Below are 19,034 nucleotides of genomic sequence, written 5' to 3'. Positions count from 1 at the left end.
CTCCCTGTGGGAGAGGGCCGGGGTGAGGGCATCAGGCCGCAGGGATCACATCGTCAGCGGATTACACTCTTCTCGCCTCAACATCTGGCACAGCGCAATCAGCGGCAACCCCACCAGCGTGTTGGGATCGCGGCCATCGAGCTTGTCGAACAACGCAATCCCTAGTCCTTCACTTTTAAAGCTCCCTGCACAGTTTAGCGGACGTTCCCGACGCACATAATCCATAATCTCCTGCTCGCTAAGATGACGGAAGTGCACATCAAACGGCTCGCACTCGGTTTGCAGATGACCGGAAGCCGAATTATAAAGCGCCAGGCCGGTATAAAAGGTCACGATACCGCCTCGCGCACGCAACAGCTGCTGGCAGGCGTTTTCTTCCGTATGCGGTTTGCCGGTGATTTCGCCGTCCAGCACACAAACCTGATCGGAGCCTATAATCAGATGTGCGGGGTAACGTACGGCCAGCGACTGTGCTTTCTCTTTCGCGAGACGGGTCACCAGATGACGCGGTGACTCGCCCGGCTGTGGCGTTTCATCCACCTCCGGCGCAGCGCATTCAAACGGGATCCCGAGCTTTTCCAGCAGCATTCGGCGATAAGGTGAAGTGGAAGCAAGGACGAGATTTGGCATATTTTTATCACCAGATATAGCGTATCGATGCCAGCCATTTTAAACTACAGGCCGCAATGTGTGCGAATAATTGGCAAAAGGCAGCTCTGGTTGCCTTTTTCTTTGACTCTATGACGTTACAAAGTTAATATGCGCGCCCTATGCAAAAGGTAAAATTACCCCTGACTCTTGATCCGGTTCGTACGGCTCAAAAACGCCTCGATTACGAAGGAATCTATTCTTCCGATCAGGCTGAGCGTATTGCCGAATCTGTAGTCAGTGTGGACAGTGATGTAGAATGCTCCATGTCGTTCGCTATCGACAACCAGCGTCTCGCCGTGTTAACCGGTGATGCAAAGGTGACGGTAACGCTCGAATGTCAGCGTTGCGGGAAACCGTTTGTACAGCATGTTCACACAACGTATTGTTTTAGTCCGGTTCGTTCTGACGAACAGGCTGAAGCACTCCCGGAAGCGTATGAGCCGATTGAGGTTAACGAATTCGGTGAAATCGATCTTCTGGCGCTGGTTGAAGATGAAGTCATCCTCTCCCTGCCAGTCGTTCCGGTGCATGATTCTGAACACTGTGAAGTGTCCGAGGCGGACATGGTCTTTGGGGAACTGCCTGATGAAGCGCAAAAACCAAACCCATTTGCCGTATTAGCCAGCTTAAAGCGTAAGTAATTGAGGAGTAAGGTCCATGGCCGTACAACAGAATAAACCAACCCGTTCCAAACGTGGCATGCGTCGTTCCCATGACGCGCTGACCGCAGTTACCAGCCTGTCTGTAGACAAGACTTCTGGTGAGAAACACCTGCGTCACCACATCACCGCTGACGGTTTCTACCGCGGCCGCAAGGTTATCACTAAGTAATCACGCGTCAGCGTGATTAGGCTTAGTGAGGAACTTTCCCGTGCAAACGGGGAGTTTACCGAACCAGGCTGCGACGATACCTTGACACGTCTAACCCTGGCGTTAGATGTCATGGGGGGAGATTTTGGCCCTACCGTGACAGTGCCTGCAGCATTGCAGGCACTGAATTCTAATTCGCAACTCACACTTCTTTTAGTCGGTAATCCCGACACAATCACGCCATTACTTGCAAAAGCTGACTTTGAACAACGTTCGCGTCTGCAGATTATTCCTGCGCAGTCAGTTATTGCCAGTGATGCCCGGCCATCGCAGGCTATTCGTAATAGCCGCGGCAGCTCTATGCGAATGGCGCTGGAGCTGGTGAAAGAAGGGCGAGCGCAGGCTTGCGTCAGCGCGGGAAATACTGGCGCGCTGATGGGGCTGTCGAAATTATTGCTCAAGCCGATTGAGGGCATTGAGCGTCCGGCGCTGGTGACGGTATTACCGCATCAGCAGAAGGGCAAAACGGTGGTGCTGGATCTGGGCGCTAACGTGGATTGTGATAGTACAATGCTGGCTCAGTTTGCCGTTATGGGGTCGGTGCTGGCTGAAGACGTGGTCGGGATTAATAATCCCCGCGTTGCTTTACTGAATATTGGTGAAGAAGAGACTAAAGGCCTGGACAGTATCCGCGACGCTGCGGAAATACTCAAACAGGTCCCCTCCATCAACTATATTGGTTATCTCGAAGCCAATGAGTTGCTGACGGGCAAAACGGATGTATTAGTGTGTGATGGCTTCACCGGAAACGTGACGTTGAAGACCATGGAAGGGGTCGTACGAATGTTCCTTTCTCTGCTGAAATCGCAGGGAGAAGGTAAAAAAAGGTCCTGGTGGCTGATTTTATTAAAGCGTTGGTTACAAAAAAGCCTGACGCGGCGATTCAGTCACCTCAACCCCGACCAGTATAATGGCGCCTGTCTGTTAGGATTGCGCGGCATCGTGATTAAGAGTCATGGCGCCGCCAATCAGCGAGCATTTACCGTCGCGATTGAACAGGCAGTGCAGGCGGTGCAGCGACAAGTCCCTCAGAGGATTGCCGCTCGCCTGGGATCTGTATTAGCTAAAAGTGACTGAGCGTACATGTATACGAAGATTTTAGGTACCGGCAGCTACCTGCCAAAACAAGTGCGTACCAACGCCGATCTTGAAAAAATGGTAGATACGTCTGACGAGTGGATTGTCACGCGCACAGGTATCCGTGAACGTCGTATCGCCGCGCCAGACGAAACTGTGTCCACCATGGGCTACGAAGCCGCTCAGCGAGCGCTTGAGATGGCTGGCATTGATAAAGAACAGATCGGGCTTATTGTGGTGGCGACAACCTCTGCCACGCATGCCTTCCCAAGCGCAGCGTGCCAGGTGCAGAACATGCTCGGCATCAAAGGCTGCCCGGCATTTGATGTTGCAGCAGCGTGCGCGGGTTTCACCTATGCGCTGAGCATCGCCGATCAGTATGTAAAATCGGGCGCCGTAAAATATGCGCTGGTGATCGGCGCTGATGTGCTGGCGCGTACCTGCGATCCAACCGATCGCGGCACGATCATTATTTTTGGCGATGGCGCGGGCGCGGTGCTGCTGGGGCAGTCCGAAGAACCGGGCATCATCTCCACGCACTTGCATGCCGATGGCCGCTACGGCGAGCTGTTAACGCTGCCTAACGCCGATCGCGTTAATCCTGATAACTCCATTTACCTCACCATGGCAGGTAATGAAGTATTCAAGGTGGCGGTGACTGAGCTTGCGCATATTGTCGATGAGACGCTGGAAGCCAATAACCTTGAACGCACCGCACTCGACTGGCTGGTGCCGCATCAGGCGAACCTGCGTATCATCAGCGCGACGGCGAAGAAGCTGGGCATGTCTATGGATAACGTTGTGGTGACGCTTGATCGCCACGGCAACACCTCTGCGGCATCGGTACCGTGCGCATTTGACGAAGCGGTACGCGATGGACGAATTAAACGGGGCCAACTGGTCTTGCTTGAAGCCTTTGGTGGCGGGTTCACCTGGGGTTCCGCGCTGGTTCGTTTCTAGGATAAGGATTAAAAAATGACGCAATTTGCTTTTGTGTTCCCGGGACAGGGCTCGCAAACTGTTGGGATGTTGTCTGAAATGGCAGCAAACTATCCGGTTATTGAAGAGACTTTCCGTGAAGCCTCTGACGCGCTGGGTTATGATCTGTGGGCGCTGACCCAACAGGGCCCCGCTGAAGAGCTGAACAAAACCTGGCAGACTCAACCGGCACTGCTGGCAGCCTCCGTCGCATTGTGGCGCGTATGGCAGCAGCAGGGCGGCAAAGCGCCGACGCTGATGGCGGGTCATAGCCTGGGTGAATACTCTGCGCTGGTCTGCGCAGGGGTGATTGCCTTCGCTGACGCGGTACGCCTGGTTGAATTGCGTGGTAAATTCATGCAGGAAGCGGTGCCAGAGGGCACGGGCGGCATGTCTGCCATCATCGGTCTGGATGATGCTTCTATCGCTAAAGCCTGTGAAGAATCTGCTGAAGGTCAGGTCGTTTCTCCGGTAAACTTTAACTCGCCAGGCCAGGTGGTTATCGCGGGTCATAAAGAAGCGGTTGAGCGTGCAGGCGCTGCCTGTAAAGCTGCGGGCGCAAAACGTGCACTGCCCCTGCCGGTGAGCGTGCCGTCTCACTGCGCGCTGATGAAGCCCGCTGCCGATAAGCTGGCGGTTGAGCTGGAAAAAATGACCTTTAACGCACCTACGATTTCCGTTGTGAATAACGTCGATGTGCAGTGCGAAACCGCGCCGGAGGCTATCCGTAACGCGCTGGTTCGCCAGCTCTACAGCCCGGTTCAGTGGACTAAAACCGTTGAATTTATGGCGTCTCAGGGCGTTGAACATCTGTATGAAGTTGGTCCAGGTAAGGTACTTACCGGTCTGACAAAACGTATTGTAGACACCCTGACTGCCTCGGCGATTAACGAGCCGGAAGCCATGAAAGCGGCACTCTCGCAATAAAAGAGGAATACCATGAGTTTTGAAGGAAAAATTGCCCTGGTGACCGGCGCAAGCCGCGGTATTGGGCGCGCTATTGCTGAAACACTGGTTGCGCGCGGCGCGACGGTGATCGGGACTGCGACCAGTGAGAATGGCGCACAGGCCATCAGCGACTATCTGGGTGCGAACGGTAAAGGTCTGGTACTGAATGTGACTGAACCAGCATCTATCGAATCTGTTCTGGAAAATATTCGCGCAGAGTTTGGCGAAGTGGATATTCTGGTCAATAATGCCGGGATCACTCGCGACAACCTGCTGATGCGAATGAAAGACGACGAGTGGAACGATATTATCGAAACCAACCTGTCATCTGTATTCCGTCTGTCAAAAGCGGTAATGCGCGCTATGATGAAAAAGCGTCATGGTCGTATTATCACTGTAGGTTCTGTGGTTGGTACCATGGGAAATGCTGGTCAGGCTAACTACGCTGCGGCGAAAGCAGGTCTGATCGGTTTCAGTAAGTCGCTGGCGCGTGAAGTCGCGTCCCGCGGAATTACTGTAAACGTTGTTGCTCCGGGCTTTATTGAAACGGACATGACGCGTGCGCTGACTGATGAGCAGCGTGCGGGTACGCTGGCGGCAGTTCCGGCGGGTCGTCTTGGCGACCCTAAAGAAATCGCCAGCGCGGTTGCATTTTTAGCCTCTGACGAAGCGGGTTACATCACTGGTGAAACCCTCCACGTCAACGGCGGGATGTACATGGTTTAATCACGATCGAAAATATTTGCGTTATTTGGGCAAATGGCCTCAAAATAACGTAAAATCGTGGTAAGACCTGCCGGGATTTAGTTGCAAATTTTTCAACATTTTATACACTACGAAAACCATCGCGAAAGCGAGTTTTGATAGGAAATTTAAGAGTATGAGCACTATCGAAGAACGCGTTAAGAAAATTATCGGCGAACAGCTGGGCGTTAAGCAGGAAGAAGTTGTGAACTCCGCTTCCTTTGTTGAAGACCTGGGCGCAGATTCTCTTGACACCGTTGAGCTGGTAATGGCTCTGGAAGAAGAGTTTGATACTGAGATTCCGGACGAAGAAGCTGAGAAAATCACCACCGTTCAGGCTGCCATTGATTACATCAACGGTCACCAGGCGTAAGTGAACATCTCCAGGCGGTCATTCGACCGCCTGAGTTTTATCTTTTGTTGTCCCACGAATCTCTTTTTTTATCCCTCCCTGGAGGACAAGCGTGTCTAAGCGTCGTGTAGTTGTGACCGGACTTGGCATGTTGTCTCCTGTCGGCAATACCGTAGAGTCCACCTGGAAAGCTCTCCTTGCCGGTCAGAGCGGCATCAGCCTAATCGACCATTTCGATACTAGCGCCTATGCAACGAAATTTGCTGGCTTAGTAAAGGATTTTAACTGTGAAGAGATCATCTCGCGCAAAGAACAGCGCAAGATGGATGCCTTCATTCAATATGGAATTGTCGCTGGCGTTCAGGCCATGCAGGATTCTGGCCTTGAGATTACGGAAGAGAACGCGACCCGTATCGGCGCCGCTATCGGCTCCGGGATTGGCGGTCTTGGTCTGATTGAAGAAAACCATACATCTCTGATGAATGGCGGCCCGCGTAAAATCAGCCCGTTCTTCGTTCCGTCTACGATTGTCAACATGGTGGCAGGTCACCTGACCATTATGTTCGGCCTGCGTGGCCCAAGCATCTCAATCGCGACAGCCTGTACGTCTGGCGTGCATAACATCGGCCAGGCCGCGCGTATCATTGCGTACGGCGATGCAGATGCTATGGTTGCGGGCGGCGCTGAAAAAGCCAGTACCCCGCTGGGCGTCGGTGGCTTCGGTGCAGCGCGTGCGCTCTCTACCCGAAACGATAATCCCCAGGCGGCGAGCCGTCCATGGGATAAAGACCGTGACGGTTTCGTACTGGGTGACGGTGCAGGCATGATCGTACTGGAAGAGTACGAACACGCGAAAAAACGTGGCGCGAAAATTTATGCTGAAGTTGTTGGCTTTGGCATGAGCAGCGATGCTTATCACATGACGTCTCCTCCAGAGAACGGCGCAGGCGCTGCGCTGGCGATGGAAAACGCCATCCGCGATGCGGGCATTACGCCGGCACAGATTGGCTACGTTAACGCCCATGGGACGTCTACCCCTGCGGGCGATAAAGCAGAAGCGCAGGCTGTTAAGTCTATCTTCGGCGAATCTGCTGGCCGCGTAATGGTAAGCTCCACGAAATCCATGACCGGTCACCTGCTGGGTGCTGCGGGGGCAGTAGAGTCAATCTACTCTATTCTCGCGCTGCGCGATCAGGCTGTACCGCCAACCATCAACCTGGATAATCCGGATGAAGGTTGCGATCTGGACTTCGTTCCTCACGAAGCGCGCCAGGTTAGCGGTATGGAGTATACCCTGTGTAACTCCTTCGGCTTCGGTGGGACTAACGGTTCTCTGATCTTCAAAAAGGTCTGAGTCTGGTTAGTCGCTGACGATAAAAAAGGTCCGCTTGCCGGGCCTTTTTTATTAGGTGAAATCCCCTTGTCCGGCTGCTCACATCCTGCCAGACTGAGCCTCCACGCATAAGGAGCCACCATGTTTTTAATTAATGGCCTTGAGCAAGAAACGCTGCCGGCAAGCGACAGGGCGACCCAGTTTGGCGATGGCTGTTTCACGACTGCGCGTATTCTCGACGGTGGCGTGTGTCTGCTCGGGGCCCATATCCTTCGTTTACAAAAAGCCTGCGAAGCACTACTGATCCCTTTCTCGCAGTGGGACATTCTTGAAAGTGAAATGCGTCGGCTGGCGTCAGATAAAGCAAGCGGCGTCCTGAAAGTCATTATCAGCCGCGGGAGCGGTGGCCGGGGCTATAGCGGTTCTGCCTGTCTGCATCCTACGCGGGTCCTTTCCGTTTCAGATTATCCTTCCCATTATGCGCACTGGCGTGAAGAGGGCGTAGCCCTGGCGTTAAGTCCGGTACGTCTGGGGCGAAACCCGATGCTCGCTGGCATAAAACATCTCAACCGCCTTGAACAGGTGCTTATTCGTACTCATCTTGAGCAGACGGAGGCCGGGGAGGCGCTGGTTCTTGACAGCGAAGGGTACATTACGGAATGCTGTGCGGCTAATTTACTCTGGCGGAAGGGCAGTGATGTGTTCACGCCTTCGCTGGAGCAGGCCGGCGTCAACGGTATTATGCGACAGTTTTGTCTGCACCAGCTGGCACGCGCAGGCTTTCGCGTTGTCGAAGTCAACGCTAAGGAAGAGGCGCTGCTGTCTGCCGATGAAGTCGTAATCTGCAATGCGCTGATGCCCGTTGTCCCCGTTCGCGCTTATGGCCGCAAATGCTGGTCATCCCGCGAGCTGTTCCAGTTTCTGGCCCCGTTAAGTGAGCAAACCAGGTAGTCATGAAGAAAATGTTACGCTTTGTCCTCCTTCTTATCGTTGCGTTCGGTATCGCTGGCGGAGCGGGAGTGTGGAAAGTCCGTCAGCTGGCGGAGAGTCAGATCCTGATAAAAGACGAGACGATTTTTACCCTGAAAGCGGGGACCGGGCGGCAGGCGCTTGGTCAGCAGCTGTATGACGACAAAATTATCAATCGCCCACGCGTATTCCAGTGGCTGCTGCGTATTGAACCGGACCTGTCCCATTTCAAGGCCGGCACCTATCGCTTTACCCCTGGCATGACCGTGCGCGAGATGCTGCAACTGCTGGAAAGTGGTAAAGAAGCCCAGTTCCCGCTGCGTTTTGTGGAAGGTATGCGTCTGAGCGATTACCTCAGGCAGCTGCGGGACGCGCCATACATTAAGCATACGCTGAAAGATGACCGCTACCAGACCGTGGCAGACGCCTTAAAATTCGAACATCCCGAGTGGGTGGAAGGCTGGTTCTGGCCCGATACGTGGATGTATACGGCAGGCACGACGGATGTGGCCATTCTGAAGCGCGCGCACAACAAAATGGTCGCGGCGGTAGACGCTGCCTGGAAAGGGCGAGCAGAGGGCCTGCCTTATATAGATCAAAACCAGTTCATGACGATGGCCTCGATCATCGAGAAAGAGACGGCCGTTGCTGCCGAACGTGACCAGGTTGCCTCGGTGTTTATTAACCGTCTGCGCATCGGCATGCGTTTGCAAACCGATCCTACCGTTATCTACGGCATGGGCGAAAACTACAACGGCAGGATTTCCAGAAAAGATCTGGAGACGCCAACGGCGTATAATACCTACGTGATTAGCGGCCTGCCGCCTGGACCGATCGCGACGCCGAGTGAAGCATCGTTGAAGGCCGCCGCGCACCCGGCCAAAACGCCGTATCTCTATTTTGTGGCTGACGGAAAAGGGGGGCATACGTTTAATACCAACCTGGCCAGCCACAATCGCTCCGTTCAGGACTATCTGAAGGCACTTAAGGAAAAAAATGCGCAGTAAATACATTGTCATTGAGGGACTCGAAGGGGCGGGCAAAACCACCGCCCGTAACGTGGTGGTGGATACGCTTACGTCGCTTGGCGTCGCCGACATGGTCTTCACCCGCGAGCCGGGCGGTACGCAGCTGGCGGAAAAACTGCGCAGCCTGGTACTGGATATCAAATCCGTTGGTGATGAAATTATTACCGACAAAGCGGAAGTGCTGATGTTCTATGCGGCGCGCGTTCAGCTGGTGGAGACGGTGATCAAACCCGCTCTGGCAGAAGGGAAATGGGTGATTGGCGATCGCCACGATCTCTCAACCCAGGCGTATCAGGGCGGTGGCCGGGGTATCGACCAGACCATGCTGGCTACGCTTCGCGACGCGGTTCTGGGCGATTTCCGTCCTGACCTGACGCTGTATCTGGACGTGACCCCTGAGGTGGGCCTGAAGCGCGCCCGTGCCCGCGGCGAACTGGACCGCATTGAACAGGAGTCTTTTGATTTCTTTAACCGCACCCGTGCGCGTTATCTGGAACTGGCCGGGCAGGACATGACCATTCGTACCATCGATGCGACGCAATCCCTTGAAGACGTTACGCGTGATATTCAGCAGACCGTTACGCAGTGGCTACAGGAGCAGCAGGCATGAAATGGTATCCATGGTTGCGCCCGCACTTTGAACAGCTGATCGGCAGCTATCAGGTTGGTCGGGGGCATCATGCGTTACTGATCCAGGCGCTGCCGGGAATGGGTGATGATGCGTTGATTTACGCCATCACCCGCTTTCTGATGTGCCAACAGCCGGAAGGACATAAAAGCTGCGGTAAATGCCGGGGTTGCCAGCTTATGCAGGCGGGCACGCATCCTGACTATTACACCCTCGAACCCGAGAAGGGCAAAAATACGCTCGGTATCGACGCGGTGCGTGAGGTCAGTGAGAAACTGTACGAATATGCGCGTCTGGGGGGGGCGAAAGTGGTGTGGCTGAAAGACGCCGCGCTGCTCACGGAAGCCGCAGCCAACGCCCTGTTAAAAACCCTGGAAGAGCCGCCAGAGAATACCTGGTTTTTCCTCTCCTGCCGCGAGCCGGAACGCTTGCTGGCGACGCTGCGCAGTCGCTGCCGTCTTCACCACCTCGCTGTCCCTCAGGAATTCTGGGCGCTCGCCTGGCTTGAGCGAGAAGTGACGGTGTCACAAGATGCGGCGCGCTCGGCGTTGCGCCTGTGCAGCGGTGCGCCTGCGGCTGCGCTGGCCTTATTGCAGCCGGAAGTGTGGTCCCAGCGTGAAACGCTATGTCGTGCGGTTGAATCAGCCCTCGACAGCCATGACTGGCTGAGCGTGCTGCCAGCGCTGAACAGCGATCAGGCACCGGAACGGCTGCACTGGCTGGCCGCGCTGCTGCTGGATGCGCTCAAAATCCAGCAGGGGGCGACGCTTCTGACTAACCCTGACGTGTGGGCGCTGGTCACCACGCTGGCGAATCGCCTGTCAGGGCAGTCGCTGCACGCTATCCTTCATGATATCTGCCAGAGTCGTGAACAACTTTTGACGGTAACCGGTCTCAATCGCGAGCTTTTACTGACCGACCAGTTACTGCGTATCGAACACTACCTGCAACCAGGCGTCATACCGCCGGTTTCCCACCTCTGAGAGAGACATTATGTTTTTAGTCGACTCACACTGCCATCTCGATGGCCTGGATTATCAGTCCCTGCATAAAAATGTGGACGACGTGCTGGCGAAAGCCGCCGCGCGCGATGTGAAATTTTGCCTGGCCGTGGCGACCACGTTGCCGGGTTACCGCGCCATGCGTGAACTGGTAGGCGAGCGCGATAATGTCGTCTTCTCCTGCGGCGTGCATCCGCTGAATCAGGATGAAGCGTACGACGTTGAGGATTTACGCCGTCTTGCCGCAGAAGAGGGCGTAGTGGCGATGGGCGAGACCGGTCTCGACTATTTCTACACCCCGGAAACGAAACCTCGCCAGCAGGAATCCTTCCGCAACCACATCCGTATTGGCCGTGAACTGAATAAGCCTGTTATCGTTCATACCCGCGATGCGCGCGCCGACACGCTGGCGATCCTGCGGGAAGAAAAGGTGACGGATTGCGGTGGCGTACTACACTGTTTCACTGAAGACAGAGAAACGGCGGGTAAGCTGCTTGATTTAGGCTTTTATATCTCGTTCTCGGGGATTGTAACGTTCCGGAATGCTGAGCAACTGCGTGATGCGGCGCGATATGTTCCGCTGGATCGTATTCTGGTGGAAACCGATTCCCCGTACCTGGCACCGGTGCCTCATCGCGGCAAAGAAAATCAGCCAGCGATGACCCGGGATGTCGCTGAGTATATGGCCGTTCTGAAAGGTGTCAGTATTGAAGAGCTGGCTCGCGTGACAACGGAAAACTTCGCTAGTCTGTTCCATATCGACCCCGCCCACCTGCAATCTGTCTGATACGCCTGTTATTTTTAGGCTCGTAATTAATAAGTAAAACGAGTAAAGTTCACCGCCTCATTTGGGGCGGTGATGGCGTTTTTAGACACATCCAGACATGCTTTATGTAAATATCTGCAAGTTTTTTGGCCGTCTTGAACTGAAACGTGATAGCCGTCAAACAAACTCAGAGGGAATTATTTTACTCTGTGTAATAAATAAAGGGCGCTTAGATGTCCTGTCCACGGCGCGGTACTCCCCCCGGGCCAATGCGTGAAAACGTAAAAAAAGCACAAATACTCAGGAGCACTCTCAATTATGTTTAAGAATGCATTTGCTAACCTGCAAAAGGTCGGTAAATCGCTGATGCTGCCAGTATCCGTACTGCCTATCGCAGGTATCCTGCTGGGTGTCGGTTCTGCAAACTTCAGCTGGCTGCCAGCCGTAGTTTCCCACGTGATGGCCGAAGCAGGCGGTTCTGTTTTTGCTAACATGCCGCTGATCTTCGCTATCGGTGTTGCTCTGGGCTTCACCAATAACGACGGTGTATCCGCGCTGGCGTCCGTTGTTGCTTACGGCATCATGGTGAAAACCATGGCTGTGGTTGCGCCGCTGGTACTGCATTTACCTGCTGAAGAGATTGCCGCTAAGCATCTGGCGGACACCGGTGTTCTCGGTGGTATCATCTCCGGTGCGATTGCAGCGTATATGTTTAACCGCTTTTATCGCATCAAGCTGCCTGAGTATCTGGGCTTCTTCGCGGGTAAACGTTTTGTGCCGATCATTTCTGGTCTGGCCGCGATTTTCACCGGTGTGGTTCTGTCTTTCATCTGGCCACCAATCGGTACGGCAATCCAGACCTTCTCTCAGTGGGCGGCTTACCAGAACCCGGTTGTGGCGTTCGGTATCTACGGCTTCATTGAGCGCTGCCTGGTACCATTTGGTCTGCACCACATCTGGAACGTTCCATTCCAGATGCAGATTGGTGAATACACCAACGCAGCAGGTCAGGTGTTCCACGGCGACATCCCACGCTACATGGCGGGTGACCCAACGGCAGGTAAACTGTCTGGTGGCTTCCTGTTCAAAATGTACGGTCTGCCGGCCGCCGCAATTGCGATCTGGCACTCTGCTAAACCAGAGAACCGTGCAAAAGTGGGCGGTATCATGATCTCCGCAGCGCTGACCTCGTTCCTGACCGGTATCACCGAGCCGATCGAGTTCTCCTTCATGTTCGTTGCGCCGATCCTGTACATAATCCACGCGGTACTGGCAGGTCTGGCATTCCCAATCTGTATCCTGCTGGGTATGCGTGACGGTACGTCCTTCTCTCACGGTCTGATCGACTTCATCGTTCTGTCCGGTAACAGCAGCAAGCTGTGGCTGTTCCCAATTGTGGGTGCGGGCTACGCAGTGGTGTACTACACCGTCTTCCGCGTGCTGATCAAAGCACTGGACCTGAAAACGCCGGGTCGTGAAGATGCAACGGAAGACAGCAAAGCCGGTGCGACCAGCGAAATGGCGCCTGCTCTGGTAGCTGCCTTCGGTGGTAAAGAGAACATCACTAACCTGGACGCGTGTATCACTCGTCTGCGTGTGAGCGTTGCCGACGTTGCGAAAGTAGACCAGCCGGGTCTGAAAAAACTGGGCGCAGCGGGCGTCGTTGTTGCAGGTTCTGGTGTTCAGGCAATCTTCGGTACGAAATCCGATAACCTGAAAACCGAAATGGATGAGTACATCCGCAACAACTAAGCTGTGACCTGGGGAGACTAAGGCAGCCGAATGGCTGCCTTTTTTATTACTGCGGTTTGTGGTGCCGGGTGGCGGCTGCGTCTTACCCGGCCTACGTGATGGGTAGGGCCGGTAAGCGCAGCGCCACCGGGCTTCTGTCACTCAGAAATCGTAGCTCGCGCTCACCGAGACGTTCAGCGGCGCGCCATACACTACATAAGAGCCGACGTAATCGTAATACTCTTTGTCGAACAGGTTGTTGACGTTAGCCTGCACCGCAAAATCTTTGGTGACCTGATAACGGCTGAACAGGTTCACCAGCCCATAGCTGCCTTGCTCCGCGCGGGAACGTCCTGCCGGGCCGCCTTCCACGTCCGTCCACACTTTGTTCTGCCAGTTTACGCCGCCGCCCACGGTCAGTTCCGGCAGCATTGGCAGCTGATAGCGGGTGAAGAGCTTCATGGTTGTGCGCGGCTGATCGGAGCTGACGGCGTTGCCATTCTTATCTTCTGCGATGTAACGCGTCGCGCCGAAGGTCAGCTGCCAGTTATCGGTAAGGGCACCGTTGAGCTCGAACTCGACCCCTTTGCTGACCACCCCGTCCAGCGATTCATAGATCGACTCACCGCTCGGCATGTAGGTATAGGTGTTGCTGGCGACGTTATCCTGCTCAATGCGGAAAATCGCCAGCGAGGTGGTGAGGCGGGTATTAAACCAGTCCGCCTTCACCCCGGCTTCGTAGCTTTTACCCGTGGTAGGGTCAAGATAACGTCCGCTGGCATCGCGCTTATCCTGCGGCTGGAAGATAGAGGTATAGCTGACGTAGGTCGACCAGTCCTCATTGATGTCATACACCAGGCCGGCGTACGGCGTGACATCATCTTTGGTGCTTTCCAGACGGGTATTCGGCGATCCTGCCGGGTTATAACGAATGTTATATTGGGTGTAGCGCGCGCCCAGGATCAGGTGCAGCGGATCGGCCAGCGAGAAACGAGCCGACGAATAGGCTGAAGACTGGCGAATATCATCCTTGCTGTAGAGTTTCCACGGCGTCCACTGGGGATCGGCGATGTTCCCGTTCCAGTTCTTAAAGTTGCCGACATCAACCATGCCGTATACCGCATCCGGCATGGAGTTGTCGTAATGGTTACGCTGACGGCTGAAGCTGCCGCCGAACATCATTTCGTGCTGACGGCCAAAGAGATCGAAGCCGCCGCGCAGGAAGGCGTCAACCGCATCCTGTTTACGTTCCCCACGGTTCCAGCCGCCGTAACCCACCAGGCCCGCACCGGTCTCTTTATCCGGATAGCCGGACATATACATCAGTTTGGAGTCGAAGTTGGTTTCAGCGTGCATGCCGTTGATGTGCGCTTCCCAGCCATTATCGAAACGCTGAGTCAGGTTAGCGAAGATGCGGGTGCTGTCTTTATCTGAATAAGCCCAGTCAGGTGCGACGGTCTGGCTACGATTGTAGTGGGTCTTACTTCCGTCGCTGTACCAGGTCGGCAGCCCGCCCCAGGTCGGGTCGGCGGTATGGCTTTCCTGATATTCATACCCTACCGAGAGGGTGGTGCTGTCGGTGACATCCGCGTCCATCACGCCGTAGAGGAATTTCTTCCGGTAGTGGTAGTTATCCACGAAGCTGTCGTTGTCCTGATAACCCGTAATCAGACGGCCCCGTACCTTACCTGACTCTACCAGCGGCGCCTGGAGATCCAGCACGTAGCGCTGCTTGTCCCAACTGCCGTAACTGGCGGAGACGTTACCTTTAAATTCCGGGCTGTCCGCGTGCTTACGCACCATATTAACGTACGCCGCCGGGTTGCCCGTGCCGGACATCAGGCCGGTGGCGCCGCGAACCACTTCGATGCGGTCATAAATCGCGGTATCCGCGGCGGTATCACCAAAGTTCCACACTTCACTGATGGAGGTTGGCAGGTCGTCATAGGCGTAGTTGCTGACGAAAAAGCCGCGTGAGTAAAACACGGTACGGTCGCTGTCCTGCACCTGGGCCGTAATGCCCGTGGTATTCGTCAGCACCTGTCCGATGGATTGCAGATTCTGGTCAGCCATACGTTGCTGGCTGATAACGCTGACGGACTGTGGGATGTCGCGGGGAACCAGCAACAGTTTGGTGCCGGTGGTGGTGGTTTTTACGCTGTAATCCTGATCCTGGCTGGCAGAAAGATCCTGTGTGTTGTCAAAACCCCCGTCTACGACGACGGTATCTTCGGTGGTTGAAGCAGCGAAAGCAGCGGTTGGCGTCAATGCCATAGCAATGCAGGCGGCCAGCAACGAAGGTGTTGCGGCAGGCTGATGTTGCCCATCCCTGGTGTGATTAATGAAAGACATCATCAAACCCTTAGTGAATGGTGAAGGTAATTCGCGACAGTCCCGCTAGCACGGGCTGACGTCGTTTTCTATGTTAAAAATGCGCATGAAAATGCAAATGCGAAATATACGCATTGTGATTAACGCTGTAAACAGATGTTTCGGGATGAACTGAAATAAGGTTTCAGAAAAGAAATGTCCTAAAGCGATGCCTCTTCAGCCAGATGGCGGACAATCAGGAAAGAAATCACGGGAGAAGGTTGAAAGGACAGGAGAAACTCGCTCATACTCTTGTCTTGTGTCACGCAGTAAATCAGACAATGTGTGTTAACAACGGACGCACGACGCCAGATTAAACTTAAAAGGAAAAGGTCATGGCTGAAGAAACGATTTTCAGTAAAATTATCCGCCGCGAAATTCCATCGGATATTGTCTATCAGGATGAACTGGTCACGGCTTTCCGCGACATTTCTCCCCAGGCGCCGACGCACATCCTTATTATTCCCAATATTCTGATCCCGACCGTTAATGACGTTAAAACCGAGCATGAAGTGGCGCTGGGCCGTATGCTTACGGTAGCCGCGAAAATCGCAGAGCAGGAAGGGATTGCTGAAGACGGATACCGTCTGATCATGAACTGTAATCGCCATGGCGGCCAGGAAGTCTATCATATTCATATGCATCTGCTGGGTGGACGTCCACTGGGACCGATGCTGGCACATAAAGGTCTTTAATATGTTAACTGGGCGTATTGCAGCGCTGATCGTGACGCTGGTAATGGTTGGGTGCAGCGCGCGTCCCGCCATCCCGGTCAGTGAAGAACAGACGCTGGTGATGGAGTCCTCAGTGCTTGCTGCGGGCATCACGGCGGAGAAACCTTCGCTGACCATAAGCGAAATCCAGTCTTCAGCCTCCTCTACGCTCTATAACGAAAGGCAAGAGCCAGTGACGGTGCATTATCGCTTCTACTGGTATGACGTGAGAGGTCTTGAGATGCACCCGCTTGAGGCGCCGCGCAGCGTGACCATCCCGGCAAGATCGTCAGTCACGCTCTACGGCAGCGCCAGCTATCTGGGTGCACATAAGGTGAGACTTTATCTTTATTTGTAAGGAGTGAACCTTGATTAAAACAATGAGCCGTTATGCGCTCCTGAGTGCTTTTGCACTCTTTCTGGCGGGTTGTGTGACGCGAACGGAAGAACCAGCACCGGTAGATCAGGCGAAGCCGGGAACGGAACAGCCAACAACGCCAGCGCAGCCTGTTCCAACCGTGCCGTCTGTACCGACCATTCCGGCGCAGCCTGGCCCGATCGAACATCCGGACGACACCGCACAGTCTGCGCCGCGAGTACGCCACTATGACTGGAACGGCGCAATGCAGCCGATGGTGGGCAAAATGTTGCAGGCACAGGGCGTTACGCCCGGCAGCGTGCTGCTGGTGGACAGCGTGAACAACCGTACAAACGGTTCCCTGAATGCGGGAGAAGCGACGGAAACCCTGCGCAACGCGCTGGCAAACAACGGTAAATTTACGCTGGTCTCAGCTCAGCAGCTCGCGGTCGCCAAGCAGCAGCTTGGTCTGTCGCCTCAGGACAGCCTGGGTTCGCGCAGTAAAGCGATTGGTATTGCCCGCAACGTTGGCGCGCAGTATGTCCTTTATTCTAACGCGACAGGCAACGTGAACACGCCGTCGTTGCAGATGCAGTTAATGCTGGTTCAGACCGGCGAAATTATCTGGTCAGGTAAAGGTGCCGTTACGCAACAATAAGCGCACGCGTCATGACGTCCTGACGCGTTATTTCCCTCAGTACCGTGTTATCGCGCCGCAAGCCCCCGCCGGGCTTGGCGGCGCGAGTTGCATTATTGAGCGTGGCGACCATCGGCTGGTTTTACGTCAGCATCACGATGCCGCCGCGCCTGCCTCCCATTTTCGTCGCCAGTTCCGCGCCCTGAAGCGCCTGCCCGCCGACCTTGCGCCACAACCTCATCTCTTTATCAGAGACTGGATGGCGGTGGCGTTTATTGCGGGTGAGATCAAAAGCGAGCTTCCCGATACGCCTGCGCTTGCAGCCATGCTGTATCATCTGCATCGCCAGCCGCGTCTGGGCTGGCGGGTAACGTTACTTCCTTTGCTGGATCACTACTGGCAGCAGGCTGCGCCTGGACGACGCACGCCCTACTGGCTGGCGCAGCTTAAGCGGCTACGCAGAGCGGGAGAGCCGCAGGCGTTACGTCTGGCGCCGCTGCATATGGATGTCCACGCGGGTAATATCGTTCATACCACGGCAGGCGAGAAACTTATCGACTGGGAATATGCCGGAGACGGTGACGTGGCGCTCGAACTCGCTGCGGTCTGGATGCCTGATGAGGCGTCGCGCGAGCAGCTGATAACCGCCTATGCCCGAAACGCCAACATCAATGCGCTCACCCTTGCGCGGCAGGTCGCGCGCTGGCGTCCGTGGGTGTTGATGCTGATGGCGGGATGGTTTGAAATGCGCCTTCAGCAGACAGATGACAAACAATTTATTGCGCTGGCAAATGATGCCTGGCGTCAGTTACAAACGAAAGGATAAGAGAGGTAGGTGTGGGTCCAGTAATGTTGGATGTCGAAGGGTTTGAGCTGGATGCGGAAGAGCGCGAAATTCTGGCGCATCCGCTGGTAGGGGGGCTGATTCTTTTCACCCGCAATTATCATGATCCGGAGCAGTTGCGTGAGCTGGTTCGCCAGATCCGTGCGGCGTCGCGCAATCACCTGGTGGTGGCCGTAGACCAGGAAGGTGGGCGTGTGCAGCGTTTCCGCGAAGGGTTTACCCGTTTACCCGCCGCGCAATCTTTTGCTGCGCTGCTGGGGATCGAAGAGGGCGGTCAACTGGCGCAGGACGCCGGCTGGCTGATGGCCAGCGAGATGATCGCCATGGATATCGACATCAGCTTCGCCCCGGTGCTGGACGTAGGACACATTAGCGCGGCAATTGGTGAGCGTTCGTATCATGACGATCCGCGTATTGCGCTGGCAATGGCGACGCGCTTTATTGACGGTATGCATGCTGCGGGCATGAAAACCACCGGCAAACATTTCCCGGGCCACGGGGCGGTGACGGCGGATTCCCATAAAGAAACCCCGCGCGATCCGCGCCCGGAAGCAGACATTCGCGCTAAAGACATGTCGGTTTTCCGCTCGCTGATCGCTGATAACAAGCTGGATGCCATCATGCCTGCGCACGTCATCTACAGTGAGGTCGATCCGCGTCCGGCCAGCGGCTCTCCGCACTGGCTGAAAACCGTACTGCGTCAGGAATTAGGCTTCAATGGCGTAATTTTCTCTGACGATTTATCCATGGAGGGGGCGGCAATTATGGGTAGCTATGCCGAACGTGGGCAGGCTTCGCTGGATGCGGGTTGCGATATGATCCTCGTCTGCAATAATCGTAAAGGGGCGGTGAGCGTGCTGGATAACCTGTCGCCGATCAATGCTGAACGTGTTACACAATTGTATCATAAAGGTTCATTTAGTCGTCAGGAGCTGATGGACTCGGCGCGCTGGAAAACGGTAAACGCCCGGCTTGAAGCCCTGAACGAGCGCTGGCAGGCACATAAAGCAGCCCTTTAATTCATCCCGGAAGGCGT

The 19,034-nt window shown here is 55.0% G+C and carries 21 protein-coding genes; 19 read left to right on the top strand and 2 right to left on the bottom strand.

Annotation, left to right across the window (positions count from 1 at the left end; translation table 11 throughout):
- Positions 1 to 45 precede the first annotated feature (45 nt).
- Positions 46 to 630: a Maf family protein gene (locus tag SK58_RS15375; RefSeq protein ID WP_017693639.1), complete on the bottom strand. Its 585-nt coding sequence runs from the start codon at positions 628 to 630 to the stop codon at positions 46 to 48.
- A gap of 140 nt (positions 631 to 770) precedes the next feature.
- On the opposite strand from SK58_RS15375, the gene yceD reads away from it, so the two are divergent.
- From yceD to ptsG, 14 genes are all read left to right on the top strand, one after another.
- Positions 771 to 1,292 (top strand): 23S rRNA accumulation protein YceD, encoded by a 522-nt coding sequence (gene yceD, locus SK58_RS15370; RefSeq protein ID WP_003857966.1) that lies wholly within the window; start codon positions 771 to 773, stop codon positions 1,290 to 1,292.
- Between the two features lie 16 nt (positions 1,293 to 1,308).
- Complete coding sequence (gene rpmF / locus SK58_RS15365; protein WP_003857964.1) at positions 1,309 to 1,482, top strand: 50S ribosomal protein L32; 174 nt, start codon at positions 1,309 to 1,311, stop codon at positions 1,480 to 1,482.
- An 81-nt stretch (positions 1,483 to 1,563) separates the two neighbouring features.
- Positions 1,564 to 2,598 carry a phosphate acyltransferase PlsX gene (gene plsX / locus SK58_RS15360; RefSeq protein WP_017693638.1) on the top strand — a complete coding sequence of 345 codons (1,035 nt, stop codon included), beginning with the start codon at positions 1,564 to 1,566 and terminating at the stop codon, positions 2,596 to 2,598.
- A gap of 6 nt (positions 2,599 to 2,604) precedes the next feature.
- Positions 2,605 to 3,558: a beta-ketoacyl-ACP synthase III gene (locus SK58_RS15355; protein WP_017384725.1), complete on the top strand. Its 954-nt coding sequence runs from the start codon at positions 2,605 to 2,607 to the stop codon at positions 3,556 to 3,558.
- A gap of 15 nt (positions 3,559 to 3,573) precedes the next feature.
- Positions 3,574 to 4,503, top strand: coding sequence for an ACP S-malonyltransferase (gene fabD / locus SK58_RS15350; RefSeq protein ID WP_015570824.1), 930 nt, complete (start codon positions 3,574 to 3,576; stop codon positions 4,501 to 4,503).
- Between the two features lie 12 nt (positions 4,504 to 4,515).
- Positions 4,516 to 5,250 (top strand): 3-oxoacyl-ACP reductase FabG, encoded by a 735-nt coding sequence (fabG, locus tag SK58_RS15345; RefSeq protein WP_003857956.1) that lies wholly within the window; start codon positions 4,516 to 4,518, stop codon positions 5,248 to 5,250.
- Positions 5,251 to 5,404: 154 nt separating this feature from the next.
- On the top strand, positions 5,405 to 5,641 hold the full coding sequence (gene acpP, locus SK58_RS15340) for an acyl carrier protein (protein WP_003857954.1): 237 nt from the start codon (positions 5,405 to 5,407) through the stop codon (positions 5,639 to 5,641).
- Between the two features lie 91 nt (positions 5,642 to 5,732).
- The gene (gene fabF / locus SK58_RS15335; protein WP_032104090.1) at positions 5,733 to 6,974 is read left to right on the top strand and encodes a beta-ketoacyl-ACP synthase II; all 1,242 of its coding nucleotides are present in this window, start codon (positions 5,733 to 5,735) and stop codon (positions 6,972 to 6,974) included.
- A 120-nt stretch (positions 6,975 to 7,094) separates the two neighbouring features.
- Positions 7,095 to 7,904 carry an aminodeoxychorismate lyase gene (gene pabC / locus SK58_RS15330; RefSeq protein WP_045615699.1) on the top strand — a complete coding sequence of 270 codons (810 nt, stop codon included), beginning with the start codon at positions 7,095 to 7,097 and terminating at the stop codon, positions 7,902 to 7,904.
- Positions 7,905 to 7,906: 2 nt separating this feature from the next.
- Positions 7,907 to 8,929, top strand: a complete 1,023-nt coding sequence (yceG, locus tag SK58_RS15325; RefSeq protein ID WP_047735068.1) for a cell division protein YceG — start codon at positions 7,907 to 7,909, stop codon at positions 8,927 to 8,929.
- Positions 8,919 to 9,560 carry a dTMP kinase gene (tmk, locus tag SK58_RS15320; RefSeq protein ID WP_032647996.1) on the top strand — a complete coding sequence of 214 codons (642 nt, stop codon included), beginning with the start codon at positions 8,919 to 8,921 and terminating at the stop codon, positions 9,558 to 9,560. The genes yceG and tmk overlap by 11 nt, the downstream gene beginning before the upstream one ends.
- Entirely contained in the window at positions 9,557 to 10,561 is a 1,005-nt protein-coding gene (holB, locus tag SK58_RS15315; protein WP_032647998.1) for a DNA polymerase III subunit delta', read from the top strand. The genes tmk and holB overlap by 4 nt, the downstream gene beginning before the upstream one ends.
- A gap of 10 nt (positions 10,562 to 10,571) precedes the next feature.
- On the top strand, positions 10,572 to 11,366 hold the full coding sequence (locus tag SK58_RS15310) for a metal-dependent hydrolase (protein ID WP_017384720.1): 795 nt from the start codon (positions 10,572 to 10,574) through the stop codon (positions 11,364 to 11,366).
- A 297-nt stretch (positions 11,367 to 11,663) separates the two neighbouring features.
- A complete protein-coding gene (gene ptsG, locus SK58_RS15305; protein WP_003857942.1) occupies positions 11,664 to 13,097 on the top strand; it encodes a PTS glucose transporter subunit IIBC in 1,434 nt (477 codons plus the stop codon).
- Positions 13,098 to 13,238: 141 nt separating this feature from the next.
- Here the strand turns inward: ptsG and fhuE are convergent, their stop codons facing one another.
- Positions 13,239 to 15,428, bottom strand: a complete 2,190-nt coding sequence (fhuE, locus tag SK58_RS15300) for a ferric-rhodotorulic acid/ferric-coprogen receptor FhuE (RefSeq protein ID WP_017693635.1) — start codon at positions 15,426 to 15,428, stop codon at positions 13,239 to 13,241.
- A gap of 353 nt (positions 15,429 to 15,781) precedes the next feature.
- Between fhuE and hinT the strand changes: the two genes are divergently transcribed.
- Genes hinT through nagZ form a run of 5 tightly spaced genes read left to right on the top strand, consistent with a single transcriptional unit; the run spans position 15,782 to position 19,017 of the window.
- On the top strand, positions 15,782 to 16,141 hold the full coding sequence (hinT, locus tag SK58_RS15295) for a purine nucleoside phosphoramidase (protein ID WP_006809243.1): 360 nt from the start codon (positions 15,782 to 15,784) through the stop codon (positions 16,139 to 16,141).
- A gap of 1 nt (position 16,142) precedes the next feature.
- A complete protein-coding gene (locus SK58_RS15290) occupies positions 16,143 to 16,517 on the top strand; it encodes a YcfL family putative periplasmic lipoprotein (RefSeq protein WP_003857939.1) in 375 nt (124 codons plus the stop codon).
- 13 nt (positions 16,518 to 16,530) lie between these two features.
- Positions 16,531 to 17,175 (top strand): penicillin-binding protein activator LpoB, encoded by a 645-nt coding sequence (lpoB, locus tag SK58_RS15285; protein ID WP_154299774.1) that lies wholly within the window; start codon positions 16,531 to 16,533, stop codon positions 17,173 to 17,175.
- The gene (gene thiK / locus SK58_RS15280; RefSeq protein ID WP_017384718.1) at positions 17,156 to 17,980 is read left to right on the top strand and encodes a thiamine kinase; all 825 of its coding nucleotides are present in this window, start codon (positions 17,156 to 17,158) and stop codon (positions 17,978 to 17,980) included. The genes lpoB and thiK overlap by 20 nt, the downstream gene beginning before the upstream one ends.
- An 11-nt stretch (positions 17,981 to 17,991) precedes the next feature.
- A complete protein-coding gene (nagZ, locus tag SK58_RS15275; RefSeq protein ID WP_003857934.1) occupies positions 17,992 to 19,017 on the top strand; it encodes a beta-N-acetylhexosaminidase in 1,026 nt (341 codons plus the stop codon).
- The last annotated feature ends 17 nt before the right edge of the window (positions 19,018 to 19,034 follow it).

This window comes from Enterobacter sp. BIDMC93 (genome assembly GCF_001037805.1).
Classification (GTDB): Bacteria; Pseudomonadota; Gammaproteobacteria; order Enterobacterales; family Enterobacteriaceae; genus Enterobacter; species Enterobacter hormaechei_C.
The sequence above is the reverse complement of the archived record's forward strand: the minus strand, read 5'-3'. Positions and strand labels throughout refer to the sequence as shown.

Excerpts from the sequence above, each read along its gene's own strand:
- SK58_RS15375 (WP_017693639.1), bottom strand. The coding sequence starts at position 630 with ATGCCAAATCTCGTCCTTGCTTCCACTTCACCTTATCGCCGAATGCTG.
- yceD (WP_003857966.1), top strand. The coding sequence starts at position 771 with ATGCAAAAGGTAAAATTACCCCTGACTCTTGATCCGGTTCGTACGGCT.
- rpmF (WP_003857964.1), top strand. The coding sequence starts at position 1,309 with ATGGCCGTACAACAGAATAAACCAACCCGTTCCAAACGTGGCATGCGT.
- SK58_RS15355 (WP_017384725.1), top strand. The coding sequence starts at position 2,605 with ATGTATACGAAGATTTTAGGTACCGGCAGCTACCTGCCAAAACAAGTG.
- fabD (WP_015570824.1), top strand. The coding sequence starts at position 3,574 with ATGACGCAATTTGCTTTTGTGTTCCCGGGACAGGGCTCGCAAACTGTT.
- fabG (WP_003857956.1), top strand. The coding sequence starts at position 4,516 with ATGAGTTTTGAAGGAAAAATTGCCCTGGTGACCGGCGCAAGCCGCGGT.
- acpP (WP_003857954.1), top strand. The coding sequence starts at position 5,405 with ATGAGCACTATCGAAGAACGCGTTAAGAAAATTATCGGCGAACAGCTG.
- pabC (WP_045615699.1), top strand. The coding sequence starts at position 7,095 with ATGTTTTTAATTAATGGCCTTGAGCAAGAAACGCTGCCGGCAAGCGAC.
- yceG (WP_047735068.1), top strand. The coding sequence starts at position 7,907 with ATGAAGAAAATGTTACGCTTTGTCCTCCTTCTTATCGTTGCGTTCGGT.
- tmk (WP_032647996.1), top strand. The coding sequence starts at position 8,919 with ATGCGCAGTAAATACATTGTCATTGAGGGACTCGAAGGGGCGGGCAAA.
- holB (WP_032647998.1), top strand. The coding sequence starts at position 9,557 with ATGAAATGGTATCCATGGTTGCGCCCGCACTTTGAACAGCTGATCGGC.
- SK58_RS15310 (WP_017384720.1), top strand. The coding sequence starts at position 10,572 with ATGTTTTTAGTCGACTCACACTGCCATCTCGATGGCCTGGATTATCAG.
- ptsG (WP_003857942.1), top strand. The coding sequence starts at position 11,664 with ATGTTTAAGAATGCATTTGCTAACCTGCAAAAGGTCGGTAAATCGCTG.
- fhuE (WP_017693635.1), bottom strand. The coding sequence starts at position 15,428 with ATGTCTTTCATTAATCACACCAGGGATGGGCAACATCAGCCTGCCGCA.
- hinT (WP_006809243.1), top strand. The coding sequence starts at position 15,782 with ATGGCTGAAGAAACGATTTTCAGTAAAATTATCCGCCGCGAAATTCCA.
- SK58_RS15290 (WP_003857939.1), top strand. The coding sequence starts at position 16,143 with ATGTTAACTGGGCGTATTGCAGCGCTGATCGTGACGCTGGTAATGGTT.